19 protein-coding genes are annotated in these 15,012 nt (G+C 36.3%); 18 read left to right on the plus strand and 1 reads right to left on the minus strand.

The genetic code is table 11. The features are described 5' to 3' along the window. Positions 1-297, minus strand: a 297-nt coding sequence (locus AB1414_06290; GenBank protein ID MEW6607049.1) for a hypothetical protein, incomplete at its 3' end; no start/stop codon positions are given. 341 nt (positions 298-638) lie between these two features. Between AB1414_06290 and AB1414_06295 the strand changes: the two genes are divergently transcribed. The 18 genes from AB1414_06295 to AB1414_06380 all read left to right on the plus strand — a co-directional run bounded on the left by AB1414_06295 (position 639) and on the right by AB1414_06380 (position 14,789). Further along, the gene (locus tag AB1414_06295) at positions 639-956 is read left to right on the plus strand and encodes a cupin domain-containing protein (GenBank protein ID MEW6607050.1); all 318 of its coding nucleotides are present in this window, start codon (positions 639-641) and stop codon (positions 954-956) included. Positions 957-1,110: 154 nt separating this feature from the next. Beyond that, positions 1,111-1,359, plus strand: a complete 249-nt coding sequence (locus AB1414_06300; GenBank protein ID MEW6607051.1) for a nucleotidyltransferase domain-containing protein — start codon at positions 1,111-1,113, stop codon at positions 1,357-1,359. A 222-nt stretch (positions 1,360-1,581) separates the two neighbouring features. After that, entirely contained in the window at positions 1,582-2,121 is a 540-nt protein-coding gene (locus tag AB1414_06305; GenBank protein ID MEW6607052.1) for a HEPN domain-containing protein, read from the plus strand. 352 nt (positions 2,122-2,473) lie between these two features. After that, positions 2,474-2,617: a DNA adenine methylase gene (locus tag AB1414_06310; protein ID MEW6607053.1), complete on the plus strand. Its 144-nt coding sequence runs from the start codon at positions 2,474-2,476 to the stop codon at positions 2,615-2,617. Next, positions 2,601-2,939: a DNA adenine methylase gene (locus tag AB1414_06315; protein ID MEW6607054.1), complete on the plus strand. Its 339-nt coding sequence runs from the start codon at positions 2,601-2,603 to the stop codon at positions 2,937-2,939. Before AB1414_06310 ends, AB1414_06315 begins: the two co-directional genes overlap by 17 nt. A gap of 258 nt (positions 2,940-3,197) precedes the next feature. Next, the gene (locus AB1414_06320) at positions 3,198-4,250 is read left to right on the plus strand and encodes a DNA methyltransferase (GenBank protein MEW6607055.1); all 1,053 of its coding nucleotides are present in this window, start codon (positions 3,198-3,200) and stop codon (positions 4,248-4,250) included. Between the two features lie 12 nt (positions 4,251-4,262). Continuing rightward, entirely contained in the window at positions 4,263-5,387 is a 1,125-nt protein-coding gene (locus AB1414_06325; protein ID MEW6607056.1) for a hypothetical protein, read from the plus strand. A 467-nt stretch (positions 5,388-5,854) separates the two neighbouring features. After that, complete coding sequence (locus tag AB1414_06330; GenBank protein MEW6607057.1) at positions 5,855-6,073, plus strand: hypothetical protein; 219 nt, start codon at positions 5,855-5,857, stop codon at positions 6,071-6,073. Beyond that, positions 6,064-6,288 carry a PIN domain-containing protein gene (locus AB1414_06335; protein ID MEW6607058.1) on the plus strand — a complete coding sequence of 75 codons (225 nt, stop codon included), beginning with the start codon at positions 6,064-6,066 and terminating at the stop codon, positions 6,286-6,288. Before AB1414_06330 ends, AB1414_06335 begins: the two co-directional genes overlap by 10 nt. A gap of 278 nt (positions 6,289-6,566) precedes the next feature. After that, complete coding sequence (locus AB1414_06340) at positions 6,567-7,250, plus strand: methyltransferase (GenBank protein ID MEW6607059.1); 684 nt, start codon at positions 6,567-6,569, stop codon at positions 7,248-7,250. A 219-nt stretch (positions 7,251-7,469) separates the two neighbouring features. Next, a complete protein-coding gene (locus tag AB1414_06345) occupies positions 7,470-9,380 on the plus strand; it encodes an HD domain-containing protein (GenBank protein MEW6607060.1) in 1,911 nt (636 codons plus the stop codon). A 15-nt stretch (positions 9,381-9,395) separates the two neighbouring features. Next, on the plus strand, positions 9,396-12,296 hold the full coding sequence (locus tag AB1414_06350; GenBank protein MEW6607061.1) for a tetratricopeptide repeat protein: 2,901 nt from the start codon (positions 9,396-9,398) through the stop codon (positions 12,294-12,296). Continuing rightward, positions 12,271-12,546, plus strand: a complete 276-nt coding sequence (locus AB1414_06355) for a hypothetical protein (GenBank protein ID MEW6607062.1) — start codon at positions 12,271-12,273, stop codon at positions 12,544-12,546. The genes AB1414_06350 and AB1414_06355 overlap by 26 nt, the downstream gene beginning before the upstream one ends. Continuing rightward, entirely contained in the window at positions 12,539-12,964 is a 426-nt protein-coding gene (locus tag AB1414_06360) for a hypothetical protein (GenBank protein ID MEW6607063.1), read from the plus strand. Before AB1414_06355 ends, AB1414_06360 begins: the two co-directional genes overlap by 8 nt. 426 nt (positions 12,965-13,390) lie before the next feature. Then, positions 13,391-13,654, plus strand: coding sequence for a nucleotidyltransferase domain-containing protein (locus tag AB1414_06365; GenBank protein MEW6607064.1), 264 nt, complete (start codon positions 13,391-13,393; stop codon positions 13,652-13,654). Positions 13,655-13,716: 62 nt separating this feature from the next. Next, entirely contained in the window at positions 13,717-14,115 is a 399-nt protein-coding gene (locus AB1414_06370) for a HEPN domain-containing protein (GenBank protein MEW6607065.1), read from the plus strand. 340 nt (positions 14,116-14,455) lie between these two features. Beyond that, positions 14,456-14,692 carry a hypothetical protein gene (locus tag AB1414_06375; GenBank protein MEW6607066.1) on the plus strand — a complete coding sequence of 79 codons (237 nt, stop codon included), beginning with the start codon at positions 14,456-14,458 and terminating at the stop codon, positions 14,690-14,692. Next, positions 14,610-14,789 carry a tyrosine-type recombinase/integrase gene (locus tag AB1414_06380; GenBank protein MEW6607067.1) on the plus strand — a complete coding sequence of 60 codons (180 nt, stop codon included), beginning with the start codon at positions 14,610-14,612 and terminating at the stop codon, positions 14,787-14,789. Before AB1414_06375 ends, AB1414_06380 begins: the two co-directional genes overlap by 83 nt. Positions 14,790-15,012: the final 223 nt, after the last annotated feature.

Below are 15,012 nucleotides of genomic sequence, written 5' to 3' on the forward strand. Positions count from 1 at the left end.
AGAGTTACCCACATCGCTTGGACAACTGCAAGGCAGTTGCCCACAGTATCCACAAACCCTACTCCTATTTATTTTTATTTTATTTATTTTATTCTTAATAAAAGAACTAAATTTCAGTATACAATTAACACAGATTGACATGGATGAATAGCAGAGGGCAGAAGGCAGAGGGCAGAGGACAACAGGAGAAAAACCCTTCAACCTGATTACGGACACGGATACCGGACACGATTTACGAATTTTCAGTGTTTCATCCGTGTCTATCTGTGGCTGAATAGTTACTTTTTTTATTGACATGAGATAAAATTTTTGGTAAAATATCCCCGGAATGAACAAAAGTGAAGGTAACATCCGAATTCGAGCAAAGCGAGAATGTTGCGAAGAAAAAAATGCCCCCAAAAAGCAAATTCCTATCAGTTGAAGAAAAAAATGCCCCCAAAAAGCAAATTCCTATCAGTTGAAGAAAGGGAAGTAATGGGTGGCAAAAGATTGTTAATAGAAGGGGTGTCCGGGCTTTTCAGCTAGAGTTGGGATATCCGAAGTACTTCGGATATCACCCCAAAATTGGGGGTATATCCGAACTTGTTCGGATATAAACAAGTTATGTGAAATTGCTCTTATAAAACATAGAGGTAGACATGGCTAAATATTTGATTAATTTCAAAGCGATGGATTGGGAACGCCCGGCACCAGGTGTTCGCCATAAAGTCTTTTTAAAACATGGTCAAAGAGTTAGGTTGGTTGAGTTTTCAGATGATTTTGTGGAGAGCGACTGGTGCACAAAAGGACACCTTGGCTATGTCTTGGACGGCAGGATGTCAATTGATTTTAACGGAGAACGGGTAGAATTTAATGCAGGTGATGGTCTCTTTATACCCGAAGGAGAAGCGAGTAAACATAGGGGCAGCGTTGCAAAAGGAGAAAAGGTGCTGATTATTCTATTTGAGAAGATATGAGCGCAACTTCACATAACACAGCATATACGCTACGGGCTAACGCCCTTGCCCTCCGGGACATTTTGCTATTGCAAAACGTCGTATATGCTGAAACCAATAACCAAAATGTCGCTTCGCTCCATTTTGGTTATCGGGATGCGGAGGAGGGAGTTTAATGGTAAGTCAAGAGCAAATAGATGAAATTAAAACAAGAATTGCAGAAAACTTCAAGCCTCAAAAAATAATTCTTTTTGGTTCTTATGCTAACGGAACCCCCACAGAAGATAGTGATTTGGATTTGTTGATTATTAAAGATAGTAATGTGCCAGCACCTATACAGAATCGTAAAGTTAGAAAGATACTGGCGGGTTTGAAAATTCCAGTGGATGTGATTGTAAAAACGGCTGAAGAATTTGAAACCTAGAAGGATATTATTGGCACCATTATCTATCCTGCAAACAAATTTGGGAAGGTTATTTATGAATCGAGATGAAGTTATTGAGGATTTGGTTAATAAATGGATAAAGAAGGCAGATAAAGATCTTTTGTAAGCGTTCAGGTGGTGTAACAAAAGGAGATGTGGAGATTAAGGAGATAGGGAGATATTATTAAAAAAATTGAAATTAGTAGAAACTAATAGAAATTTATGGAAATTTGTTGTTTTCCACAATCAATTTCTACCTATTTTTGCTTCGCAACATTCTTCGAATTCTATAAATTTCAATCTATTTCTATTATCTTATCTCCATATCTCCCTTATCTCCTTATCCCCCTTCTTACACTTTTGATGCATAGCCTGAACGGTTACGATCTTTTGAGTGTAGAAAGAGAATTGTCCTTTGAAGACCCTGTTACAGAAACGGTATGTTTTCATTGTCAGCAGGCTGTAGAGAAGTATTTGAAGGCATTTTTAGTATACCATCAAATTTACTTTACCAAGACTCATAAGATAGCAGACTTGTTAGAATTATGTGCTACCGTAGAATCCTCTTTCAAAGATGAGTTGGAAGATGCGGATAGCTTAACTGATTATGCAGTAGAAGTTCGTTATCCTGATGTCTGGCTTGAACCAGGAATAGAATCTGCTGAGGAAGCTCTTGAAATAGCTAAGAAAGTAAAAGAGTTTGTCTTAAATAAGATTAATTTTGCCAATGATACTAAAAAGGAAGCAACCAACAGCGTCTAACAGCGTGTTTACGAAATTGCCTTCAGCAACTTCATAAACACGCAAATCGATAACCAAAATGTCGCTTCGCTCCATTTTGCGGGGGACCCACGAAGTGGGTCGCGCTTGCGGGTCGGGGCTGAAGCCAAAACTTGTAGTGAGCCTGTCGAACCTATGCCCCTAAAGGGGCACTTCGCTCATCCGCATCCCGTTAGTTGCAATTGCAGGCAGAAAGAAAATGGATAAGGGGAAAAACCGAGGAAAAAATAAAAATGGTCGTTGTCCGAATAAAAATGAAGGTTATTGAGAAATTAAGGGATGAATAATAAATCTAAAAGACCAGGGGAAAAATTGCTTGAGAAGAGAAACAAAGATGATTAAAAGTCCTTTACGTTATCCATGTGGAAAATCCAGGGCAGTAGGCTATCTTTACAAATTTATTCCTCAATATGAGGAACTCCGAGAACCATTTTTTGGAGGAGGGTCATTTTCGTTTTACTGTGTTCAGATTAGATAAAGAAGGTAAAGGTGTATTTATTTTTTTGGATCCACCATATTATTCAACTACACAGTCAAGATTATATGGAAAAAATGGGTATCTTCATGTAGATTTTAATCACGAAGTATTTTTTGAAAATCTCAAACAATTAAAGCATAAATGGTTAATAACCTATGATAATAACGAATATATCCGAGCATTGTTTAAAGACTTTTATCAGGTTGAGTGGGAATTGCAATACGGGATGAACAATTATAAACAACAGAGAGCACAAAAAGGGAAAGAGTTGTTGGTTGCAAATTATGAGATAACAAAAATGGATGTGCAAGGAATAATTTAAATTAAGGTCAAGTCGGTGAAGCAAGAGAAAAGGACAGCGACCATTTTTATTAGAAAGGAAATGCCTGCAACTGCAACTAACATAGAGTTTGCGACGCTAAAGCTAAATTTTTGAGTGGTATTAAGTGGTGTATCAAAGGTGAGTTATCCTTTTGAACATCTAACTGTAATTCAAAAGGTTATTGAGACCCCTACCAGCCAAAAACTTCGCAAACTCTGGGAACGTTAGGCGAAAGGGCAAGCAAAAAGGATAATCAGAATGGAACCAAAAGACTATAAGAACAGAAGTTACCTTTCAGCAATAGAAGCAGCTAAATTTTTAGGTATTTCTGTTGAAATACTTCATAAGCTTGCTAAAAGCCAGATTATTAAGGCACAAATTGCAGCCAGTCAACAGATGCGCTTTGATTTAGCTGAGTTAAAAAGATATGAAACAAATTTTAAACCCAAAATTGAAACAAATAAGATAGATATTGATACGGCAAATGTTATTGAAATAAATGAGACAATCCAAAAGATTTTTGTCAAAAATTCTATGAGAATGGATGAGTTGGAGGATAATAGTATTCATTTGATGATTACTTCGCCTCCATATTTTGATACAAAAATGTATTCAAAAGAACCTATTGAAAATGACCTTGGTAATATTCATAATGTTGATGAATGGTTTGAAAAAATAAACGAGGTATGGAAAGAAGTCTATAGAGTTTTACAACCTGGAAGAAAAGCATTTATAAATATCATGAACCTTCCTGTCCGATGTGAAAATGGAGGTTTTAGAACATTAAATCTAGTAGGTAGAACAATAGATACCTGCGAAAAAATAGGGTTCATATTTAAAAGGGATATAATATGGCATAAGACAAATGCTGTGAGGGCTCATTTTGGAACATATCCATATCCGGGTGGTATTTTAATAAATAATATGCACGAATTTATCCTTGAGTTTGATAAACCCGAGAAGAAGGGTTTTAAGAAATATAGCCATCTGACCAAGGAACAAAAAGAGCAATCAAAATTAGATAAAGAATTTTGGCTATCCTTAAAAAAGAGTGATGTTTGGTTAATGAAACCCCAGGGCAGCGGCGATAGACGGAATCACATTGCTCCCTTTCCCTATGAATTGCCTTATAGGTTGATTAAGGCATTTAGTTATATAAGCGAGACAATTCTTGACCCCTTTGTTGGCTCTGGGACTACACTTTTGGCAGCAGCAGATTTAAAACGAAACGGCATTGGTTATGAGATAAATCCAGAAATCGTTTTTGAATCAGTAAAAAGTTTAAGGCAATATCAAATGAGGTTGTTATAGATGGTGGAAACTATGAAATTAGATGGGAAAACAATATATGCCCAATCCAGCGATATAAAATCCCGCACTTATCTGGAATACCGCAAAGATATGAAGAAGAAAGCAATTGCTGAGTTAGAGGTATTGGAATGGTTAGAAGAGAAAGTAAAAGAATTATATCCAAAGAAACAGGTTAAGGTTTATAAGGCTGGTGGGGATAAATTTTTATGGTTTTTAAGAAAGGGCGGTATTTCAAGAGAGCCCGATTTTATTGCAGAAATAGAAAGGGAAAAAACAGAATTTGAGTTTCAATATGCAGAAAAAGCAGATTTAGAGTTTTATGATTTCAAAATATCTAAGGTTGCTAAAAAGAAAGGTGGTCAACGAGAGCCGATTGAAAACAAATTCTTTGTTTATATTCACAAACCGTCACTAAGATATGCTATATTCAAACCAAACTGGATTATGGAAAACAGTGAATATGGGATGGTGGAGGCATGGAGAAGTTATGCTTTTAGAGTACCACAGGGTAAATTTGAAAGATTGTTAAGATATGATGACACAATAAGGGTATTGTGTGAGAGGATTGATGCTAAAAATTTCCTTCTTAATTTTCAGCATGGGTTGATTGATATAACCAAAGAGAAGTTATCTCATCAACTTCAAGGTGTAATTGATGAAAACAAAATCGTAAAAATAATTCCCAAAGATCTGGATGGTTTTTACAAGGTTTGCTTTATATTGGATAACCTAAATAAGATTCCAGAAAATGCTAATCTCTGGCTGATTTATCTTTTAAGCTACATAAACAAGAATGTTTCACTCGAAGAGATATCTAAGATTGTCTACTGTATTGATTTTCTTTATTCCAGGATTGAACTGAAACTAAATGAACTTACTCAATTGATTGATAAAATCAAAGAGTTAATTGGAAAGATTAAGGATTCATATCAAAAAGACGGTTCTTATAATTCATCACTAATGTCAAGCCCATTAGATGAAACCCGATACGCTTTATTTTCAATCAATCTTTTGGAGGATTTGATACAAGATATGATTTACTATTATTCAATAACAGAATTAGAACCAATAAAGAAGATATATGAAAATGTGGGAGATATTGAGAAAACTTATAGATTGATTAAGGAGGCGAAGTAAAGATGACAAGGGAAAAAATCTGCTTGCCCCATCGCCTAACACAGCATAAAAGGTTCGTGCCTCACAGCACTCACCTAATTTTTTGCTTCGCAAAAACTTCTTTTATGCTGGGAAGGTTATGTGCAATTCGAAAACCTGCCTTTGGAAAAGGAGACCGTAAATTATGATGATGTTGTTGCCTTCGTTTAACTTCATAGGACGAAAAGGGAGAATGAAATTGATACGCAACTTTCATCTATACCACGAAAGCACGAAATAAAGGAAACACGAAATAAAGATGAAAGCAGGAAGATAGTTTGACTAAAGGTAGCTACAATCCAGTCCCCTGCATTTCAATCTCACCCTTTATTCCGTTGTTGAGTATAGTAGAAAGAACTCTGGCATCGCAGCCAGAATCGGGATAGACGAAACAGGTTCGTCTATAAACAAGTTATATGAATTGCAGGCTAATAAAAGGAGGGATTAAAATGAGCAATACAAATACGGAGACAAATTATAAAGAAATTTCACAACTTGCAAATAATGAAAAGATGATTCTCCTTTCTAAATTGATGTTGGAAATCTCTGTATATGTAGAAAGAGAGCGCAAGTTCAATATTTATGATATAAAAGGGGTGGGGAAAGAAATGTGGGAAGGAATAGACGCTCAAGAATATGTTAATAAGGAAAGGGCATCATGGGAATAAAGAGAATAATCAAACGACATAGAAGAATAATGTTTGATACTGCAGACCCAATAATTGCAGAAAAAGCAGCAGAATTAAGGGCACAATATGGAATAACAACACCTGATGCTATACAATTTGCAATAGGAATAGAAAACAACGGAACTCTTTTTGTAACCAATGATAAGAACTTAAAGAAAATTAAGGAAATAGAGGTATTAGCAGAATATTTATAGATAAAGAGATTAGCCTGCAACTTCATATAACAGCATGTTTACGAAATTGCCTAAAGACAACTTCGCAAACATGCATTCTGATAACCAAAATGTCGCTTCGCTCCATTTTGCGGGGCACCCGCCTCAGGCGGGTCGGGGATGCGGATGAGCGAAAGGCGGAAGCCAAAACTTGTAGTGAGCCTGTCTAGTGAGCTTGTCGAACCTATGCCCCCGGGGGCACTTCGCTCATCCGCATCCCGTTAGCCGAAACTACTTTTTAAAGGGATAAGAGGATATTTATGAAGAGAAGGCTGGGAGATGTTTTGTTTATCTGGATTATATGTTTGCTTATGGTGTTTTTCTATTATGGTTATGGACTGAAAGGGTTTGCCATTGTACTATGGATTCTATTTCTGCCTTTATATCTTCTTCGTCTTCTGGTTTGGTCATTTTGGTTGGGGTTGCGTCAGTGGTTATCAGTTAAATTTACACCAAAGAGTTATGTCATCTTGGTATTCTGCATTTGGGGAAGTTTGTCTGTTCTTCTATGGTTATACATACCAAATATATTATCAAGTGTTGGTAAATTCCCTTTGCCAACATGGGTTAGAATAGTAGGATTTATCCTCGCAGCGTGGGGTTTGATATTATCTTTCTGGGCTCAATGGCTCATTGGATTTAAAACAGCCATTCTCATCACCAGAATTTTTAACAAATGGACGATTAAAAATCAAAGAGTAATCAAAACAGGACCGTATGCTTTATTCCCTCATCCAATATTTATAGGGGAATGGTTGATTATCTTTGGTTGCCTTCTTCTCACATTGGAGACTGCTCTACTATATTTACTATTGGCTGCGTTCTTAGTGGACATCTTTGCTGCAAGAGGTGAAGAAAAGGATTTGAAAGAACGATTTGGGAAGGAGTATCAAGATTATCGGTCTCAAATTTTGTTGCTTATTAAAAGGAAAGGAAAAGGGTAGGTATAGCAGCTTCGGCTAACAACGGATGAAAGGGAAGTCAAAGATTTCCTCAAATTGCCTTCGGCGACTTCTTTTATCCGCAAGACGTTATCTGAAACCTCGTAATGAAGTGATATAATTTAATGAGAGAAGAACCGATTTTGCAGAGGCGCATAGGGCATGAGGGAAGAAAAACATACAATTGTATATCTTTAATCAGAATAATGGGGAGGATAATAGATGTTGGAGAAATATGAGGTTTTCCAAAAAAATATGAGAAAGGTAAAACTTCCTTCATCATGGGGGTCTCCAGACTCTAACCTTGAGCGCATAGAAAAAGGAATCGAAAAGAAAATGAAGGAAGTTTCGCATAGTGAAAGTGAGGATTTGGGCTTCTGGTATTTTAACTCCCATGATGTGGATCATATCAAGCGGGTTATCGGCTTTTTATACGAACTCATGAATAATAAAAAGTTCCTGATAGAAGACCATGAACAATATATCCTCTATCTTGCCGCTTATGGTCATGATCTCGGTATGACAGATTGGGACCTTCCGCTAAAAGAGGCTTACGAAAAAGTCTTGAAGAAAAAGATAAATACACAAGAGTCGCGGAAACTTCATGGACCTGCTGGCGCAGATATCTTAGATGAAATTTTAGCACCATTTATTACAGAACGAAGTGTACGCCATGTGATCGAAGAGATTGCCAGTTATCACTCTGGTAATGTAGATAAAAAAGAAGATTATTTTATTGATGGAAAAAGGATACGGAGAAATTTGCTAATCGCCTTATTAAGAATTGCTGACCTTATGGATGCTGATGAGAAAAGACTTCCTGGAAAGGAAATCATAGGAAAATGTATTGCCCTTGCTTCTACTTGTCCTAATCCTATTCGAAGCCAGTTTGAACATTACATGAGAAGAAATATAGTCTTATCATGCAAGTGGGATAATAAAGGAATTGAGCTTCAGCTCCAGAGGGAATTCCAAAATTTTGATATAACAAGTCCAGTTTTTAGTAAAGGAGAAGCTGTAACCGTCTCTGGAAAAGAGGCTTTTTTAGGTCTCTTAAAAGAATTTACCAAGGAGTTTGGCCTTCCACAGAAGTTTGAGGAATTAACAGAAAGATATCAAGATTTGGATTGGAATCAATTAATTACTATGAGCAACAAAGGGATATCAAATAAACTTCTATCCAAAGGCCAAAAGATTTCCTGGAGGGTTCGTTTCATAGGTAACCCTGAAAGAGTAACACCTGTTATTGCCCGTTGGACTCAAAAGGCTGAAGGGTATCGTCAAAGATTTGATGAAAACCCTCATCCTATTGAACAAATCTGTAAAAAAACAAGTAAGTCAGAACTTCCGTGTATCGCAGGCAGAAAAAAAGAAATTGAATTGTTTTCGAAACAGTTGAATAATCCCAATATTAAAGTTGAGATGTTCTGGATTTATGGACCACCAGGGATTGGCAAAACTGAGTTGAAGGATGAATTTTGTTGCATTGCTGAAGCAGAAAGATTCCAAAAGAAAAAAGGAGTATTGGGCAAATGGGGTATTAACACTGTCTTACAAGAAATGTTTGGCATTACCCAAGGAGTTTCACATCTATCTAAACCTGAAAAACCTGAAAACATAGAAGAATATATAACATTAACTGGAGTAATAAACAAACTTTCTATGGATGACACTGATACGATAATAGCTATTGATATCAACGAAGATTTTAATGACTATGAAGATTTACGGAGATATATAAAATATTTAGTCGATGAGATGCAAGGGTTAAAAAATAGAACTTTTCTAATTATTGCCACTCAAAAGGAACCTTTTCCTCAGCTACCTACAAATAGTAAGATTAAACTTGAGGGATTGAGTTCTGAAGAGATAAAGGAGTTGATTGAAATTAAGGGGCTGGATAAAAGACTACTTGATTATGTAGAATTACTTCAAAGACTAACAGATGGGAATCCTGGGAAAATAATAGTAAGGTGCAAAAGTATAGATACCCAAGCTCATCTTCAAGGAGAAAAACTAAGCAACCTGATTGAGGATATTTATAAAGACTGGTTCAGAAAGCTTTCCCCGGAGGAACAGAAAACTTTAATAATTTCTTCTATAGTTACTGAGGCTACTGGCAGTAGCCCATAAAGGAGGAAGATAAAGATGAATAGGGAAGAATTATTGGTAGAATGTGAAAGATTAAGCAGAGATATGCCAGAGGTTATAGTCAAAACAGAAAGGAAAGATATTCCTTTACCTTTTGGCGTTCGTGGCATTTATCGTGATTTCATACTCTCTCAATTCTTTCAATCACTAGAAGACCAGAGGATAAAAATAGATGAGGAATTAGAAAATATTCTTAAGGGATATCCTGATGTCTTACTTAAAGCCTTTATAGAAACTCGTAATTTAAAGAAGATTAAAGAAAAGATTAAAGAAACAACTTATGCCGATATTCTAAAGAAGATGGAAGAAACCTATGCCTATGAAGAAATGATTAATATCTGCAGCTCAATAATTGAGCTTATTGAAGAGGAAAAAGATGAGGATTTAGAGTTTTACTATAATATTCTGAATATCAGAGCAAATGTAAAGTATTTTTTGGGATGTTTTAAAGAAGCAAGCGAGGATTATGAAAAGGCTTTAAAGATTGCCATAGAAAAGAAAATAGCGGATAGCAATCCATTTGGCTGGCTTGGAGTTACATATTTTAACCAAAGGAAATATGGGGAGGCGATTAAATATCTTCAACATGCACATCACATAGCCAGGTCCTTCCAGGAAAAAGAGGAAATTGAAGGCTTTTGGCTTGGTTCTCTTGGTAATGCATTTAGAGATTCAGGGAGGTTCCAAGATGCGATGGAATGCTATGAAAAGGCATTAAAAATTGCAAAGAAAATCGGTAATAGAAGAAGGGATGAAAGTCGCTGGCTCGCTAATAAAGGGAATCTCTACCATACTCAGGGTGAATTAGCGAAACTGTTAGGTAAACTTACGGAAGCAGAGAAGTATTACAGACAAGCAGAAGATTGTTACCAACAAGCATTAGATATTGCAAGGAGTATTCCAGATAAACGTTTAGAATCTCGCTGGTTAAATAATCAGGGGAACTCTTACTATGACTTTGGAGAAATGGAGGAAGCAATAAGATGTTACGAAGAAGGAAGAAGAATTGCCCATGAAGTTAAAGATCGGCAAAATGAGGCTATTTGCCTTTCTAATCTTGGGATGAAGTTCACTGAGATAGGTAGAAAGATGATTGAAGAAGACAAGGTTGAAGAAGGAAAAAACAAGGTTATAGAAGGGATTAATTATCTTAAAGATGCGGTAAAAGTTACAAAAGCAAGTAAAGATTGGGAGACAGAAAAGAATTATCTTGATATGCTTGTAAATTCCTATCTTACTATAAATCAATCAGAAATGTGTGTGAAATATCTAAATGAGAATTTAGATGAATCTGAAAGATGGGGCATTAGAGAGGAAGAAGAGATATGGCTTGCTTTTTTAGGATATATTTATTATGTCTCTAAAGATTCTCTAAAGGCTGGTGATTATTTTAAGAAGGCTTATGATATTGCAAAGGAGATTAGAGATTGGGATATGGAAATTCAGCTATCTCCTTTTTTGGGTGAAATTAATCTTTCAGAAACAGAAGAACTTTATAATGCAAATCAACTGGATAAGGCATTAGATAAATCCATTGATGCTATAACACAATTAATGATGCAAAACTTTATCCAGATGATGCGACTCTACCAACAATTCTATGAAACTACTCGTTACATGAGAATATCAGATTTGGATGAAAAAATTATAAATTATAAAAAAGAAATAGAAAAAGATCCATCAAATAGCGCTTTACATTCTGAGCTTGCTGACTGTTATGCCCGGAAGGGAGATTTAGAAGAGGCTATCTTAGAATATCAAAGAGCAATTGAGATAGATCCTTCAAAAATACTCACTGTAATGAGTAAAATGGAGGTTACTGTCTGGCGTGGACTATACGATGAGGCTGTTAGTATTTACCAGGAGTGGAAAGGAAAAATTACATCGAATGAACATAAAGTAATTGCCTCCTGGATTATATCTACTGCTTTAGCCTTATCTGGAAAACCTTTTGATGAATACATTGAACCTTTATTGGATGTGGGAATTAACATAAGTGGGACTGGGTACTCTCTGGAAGATATTCTGCCATATTTTTCTAAATTAATAGATGAAGGTATTTTTATGGATAGACTTATTCAGGCATGGGAACTTCATACATTATTCCAAAGACATTACGGGAAACCTGACTTAAAAAGTATAATCGAAGAAATAAAGAAAGCTTTGCCAGATGACTTTACAGTAAGGACACTGGCTATTACTGATGAGGGAGTTAAGGCAGAAATAGACAAGGTTTTACCAAAAGAGATCAAAGAAAATCTAATTGAGCTAATTGAGAAAGCAAAACCAACAAAGATTACAGAAACTCCTTTGGGTAAGACTCTCTTGAAGCGCGGGTTGATCTATCGGAGGCTTGATCGACCAAATATGGCTATCAAGGATTATACGACAATATTAATGTTTGATCCAAATAATAGTGAGATTTATATGTGTATAGGTGGGTGTTATGCCCAGAAGGGAGAATTTGAAAAAGCTCTTGTGGAATATAAAAGGGCTATTGAGCTAAATTCTTCAAATGTCATGGCATTACTTGGGAAGATGGAGGTGGAGATATGCTTAAAGAGATATGGAGATGCTCTACGCAGCTATAGAAGATTGGATCAGGAGAAAATTTCGCCAAAAGAGAGGGTAATTGCAACATATCTTTTCTATCTTGCTCTGGCTTTAGTTGGTGAAGGTTACCAGAGGTACATTGGGCATCTTGAGGATATGAATATCAAGATAAGAGAATGGCATGATTGGTGCAATGTAGAAATTGACCGCCACATTGCGAAACTTGAGGAAGAAGGATACATACCTAATCGAATTCAAGAAGCCCAAAAAATTCAATTTTTATTTAAAAGGCATTTTGAGGAATTTGACAAGGTAGGTGATGAAAGTGATAACAAAAAGGGATAAAGAGATAATCTTACAATGTGCTGAGAAATATAATGTTTCCTCTATCTTCTTATTTGGTTCATCAATTAAAACAGATAAAGAGTCAAATGATATAGACATTGGGGTAAAAGGGATAGAACCTCGGTTATTCTTCAAGTTTTATGCCGAGCTATTTAAATACTTATCAAAACCTGTTGATCTTGTAGATATGTCTAAGAAATCATTATTTAATGAGCTTGTGGAAGAAACAGGAGTAAGAATTTATGGGTAATCTATCTAAAGAAATCCTTGCAGAAAAAGAGAATGTAGAAATAGCATTAAGTAATCTTAGGGAGGCTATGGACAGAGAGGAGAAGTCGGTTGTTGAATTGGCAGCTATTGGTGCATTCCTTCATAATATTTACAATGGAATAGAGAATATTTTGAAACAAATTTTAAAGGCAAGAGATGTTGAGATACCAAAATCTGACACATGGCATAAAGATTTATTGAATCTTTCAATATCTCTTGGAGTTATATCAGAAAGGCTATCTGATGAACTTTATGAGTACCTAACTTTTAGACATTTTTTCGTTCATGCCTACGGATTTAGCTTGGAGGAAAGTCCGTTAGAGGATTTAGCTAATAATATTCCAGAGATTTGGTTGCAGTTTGTAGAAGAAATAAGAGAACTTTTTCAAAAGGAATAATTGTTAATGAGGAATAGATATTGCCAGACTTCAGATAACAGAGTGTTTCCAAAATTAGTCTCCTTATCAGTCGACTAACTTCGGAAACACTCGAACCGATAGCCAAAATGTCGCTTCGCTCGAACCCCTTTGGGGTTCGCATTTTGGTTATCGGGATGCGGATGAGCGAAAGGCGGAAGCTTTATGTAACTCAAAGGGAATTTTTGAAACCTGTTCCTGACAGGCTCAGGAAAAGGGAAGTTGCAAAGCGTCACTTCGGCTATCAGCGGCGGCGGGGAACCCACAGGGTGGGTCGCACGAAGTGGGTCGGGGCTGAAGCCAAAATGCCCACGACCCACTTCATGGGTACCCCGGGCACTTCGCTCATCCGCATCCCGTTAGATGAAATTGTGGCTTTAAAAACACTGAGATAGGAAGATAAGAATAATGATACTAAATGAAAAAGAAAAACTATCACTGAAAAAATTCAGAATGAAGATTGAGGAAGTATTATTAGGCAATCTTGTAGAGGTGAAGTTATTTGGTTCCAGAGCTCGTGGAGAGGCTCGGAAGGACTCTGATATAGATATATTAATAATAACTGCTGGTGGAGATTGGCATATTAGAAATGTGATATATGACATAGCTACTGATATACTTCTTGAGGACGGAATTTGCATATCTCCAAAAGTCATTAACAAAAAGGAATAAGGTTATCTCTATAAAATAAAAACTCCTTTCATAAAGAATGTTATTCGAGAAGGAATCACAATATGAATAAAGATATACCTGAACATACTACTAAGGAATTGAACCGCGATAAAAAGGCCCTTCATGCAGCAAAGGTGCTAATGAAAGAAAGTCTATTTGAAGATTGTGTTTCAAGAGCCTATTATGCTGTCTTGCACGCAGCAAAAGCAGCTTTATCTTTGGCTGGGGTTGAATCAGATACACACAATGGCGTCCGAAGAATGTTTGGTCTACATCTGGTGAAAACAGAAAAGATAGAGAAAGAATTTGCGAAAATACTTACAAGGGAACAAGAGGATAGAGAAATTGGAGACTATGAAGTCGGTATAGAGATAGAAGAAGATATAGCAAGAGAAAGAATTGAAGAAGCAGAGAAGTTTGTTCATAGAATTGAGCAATATATTCATGGATTGAATGAATGACAAAGAAAGAGCCCCAACTTCATCTAACAGAGCATTTACGGCTTTGCTTCGCTTCGCCTAACTTGCCTCGCAAGTTCGTAAATACTCAAACCGTTAGGCGAAATTGCTCGGACGCAAAGATATGCCTCTCCCTAAAGGTAGACTTAAGGAAATAGAGAGCAAAAGAGAGGAAGTATTTTATTCGTTGTTGCCTGGTATTAAAGGGATTGCGGAAACTGTTTACTGACTGCTGTAACATGCCTGTCAAAGGATGTCCGTCTTTGCATATTATCAAATTCCCATCAATAGAAAGAAATTGACAATATTTAAGGACTTTGTTATAATGAAATTATGAAAGACATTGGAAGTTCTGAAGGAATATTGGAAAAAAGATAAGCCTGAAAGGTGGCTTTTTGGCGGCGCAAGGAAAGAAAGATATTTATCAATTAGAAGCGTTCAGAAGATATTCGAGCAGACATGTGAAAAAGCAGGCATAAGAAAAGAGATAACTATACATGGTCTTAAGACACAGCTTTGCTCCACATCTATTGGAGGGTGGAACGGATTTGAGATACATTCAAGAGCTATTAGGGCATAAAGATAGCAAAACGACTGAAATCTATACCCATGTAAGCACAAAAAGCCTGGGTAAAATCAGAAGCCCAATGGATAGTATAGACATAGGTGATAAATGACAAAAAAATGTTAGTAGAAAGAACTCTGGCATCGCAGCCAGAATCGGGATAGACGAAATAGGTTCGTCTATAAACAAGTTATCTGCTCATTGTGGCTAAAAGGAGAGGATGCAAACCATGGGTAAATATGAAGCAGAACCAATGAAAAGGAAAGAAAAGGTAATTCTTGAACCCATTACTTCTTCACTTATAGAGGAGATTCGGGATAAGATAGTAAAATATC

This window comes from bacterium (genome assembly GCA_040755795.1).
In the GTDB taxonomy this organism is placed as follows: Bacteria; UBA9089; CG2-30-40-21; order CG2-30-40-21; family SBAY01; genus JBFLXS01.

Coding starts and splice junctions, on each gene's coding strand:
- AB1414_06335 (MEW6607058.1), top strand. CDS start 6,064: ATGGGAATAAAGAGAATAATCAAACGACATAGAAGAATAATGTTTGAT.
- AB1414_06360 (MEW6607063.1), top strand. CDS start 12,539: ATGGGTAATCTATCTAAAGAAATCCTTGCAGAAAAAGAGAATGTAGAA.
- AB1414_06370 (MEW6607065.1), top strand. CDS start 13,717: ATGAATAAAGATATACCTGAACATACTACTAAGGAATTGAACCGCGAT.
- AB1414_06340 (MEW6607059.1), top strand. CDS start 6,567: ATGAAGAGAAGGCTGGGAGATGTTTTGTTTATCTGGATTATATGTTTG.
- AB1414_06350 (MEW6607061.1), top strand. CDS start 9,396: ATGAATAGGGAAGAATTATTGGTAGAATGTGAAAGATTAAGCAGAGAT.
- AB1414_06380 (MEW6607067.1), top strand. CDS start 14,610: ATGGTCTTAAGACACAGCTTTGCTCCACATCTATTGGAGGGTGGAACG.
- AB1414_06305 (MEW6607052.1), top strand. CDS start 1,582: ATGGAAATTTGTTGTTTTCCACAATCAATTTCTACCTATTTTTGCTTC.
- AB1414_06295 (MEW6607050.1), top strand. CDS start 639: ATGGCTAAATATTTGATTAATTTCAAAGCGATGGATTGGGAACGCCCG.
- AB1414_06310 (MEW6607053.1), top strand. CDS start 2,474: ATGATTAAAAGTCCTTTACGTTATCCATGTGGAAAATCCAGGGCAGTA.
- AB1414_06325 (MEW6607056.1), top strand. CDS start 4,263: ATGAAATTAGATGGGAAAACAATATATGCCCAATCCAGCGATATAAAA.
- AB1414_06345 (MEW6607060.1), top strand. CDS start 7,470: ATGTTGGAGAAATATGAGGTTTTCCAAAAAAATATGAGAAAGGTAAAA.
- AB1414_06365 (MEW6607064.1), top strand. CDS start 13,391: ATGATACTAAATGAAAAAGAAAAACTATCACTGAAAAAATTCAGAATG.
- AB1414_06320 (MEW6607055.1), top strand. CDS start 3,198: ATGGAACCAAAAGACTATAAGAACAGAAGTTACCTTTCAGCAATAGAA.
- AB1414_06355 (MEW6607062.1), top strand. CDS start 12,271: ATGAAAGTGATAACAAAAAGGGATAAAGAGATAATCTTACAATGTGCT.
- AB1414_06330 (MEW6607057.1), top strand. CDS start 5,855: ATGAGCAATACAAATACGGAGACAAATTATAAAGAAATTTCACAACTT.
- AB1414_06300 (MEW6607051.1), top strand. CDS start 1,111: ATGGTAAGTCAAGAGCAAATAGATGAAATTAAAACAAGAATTGCAGAA.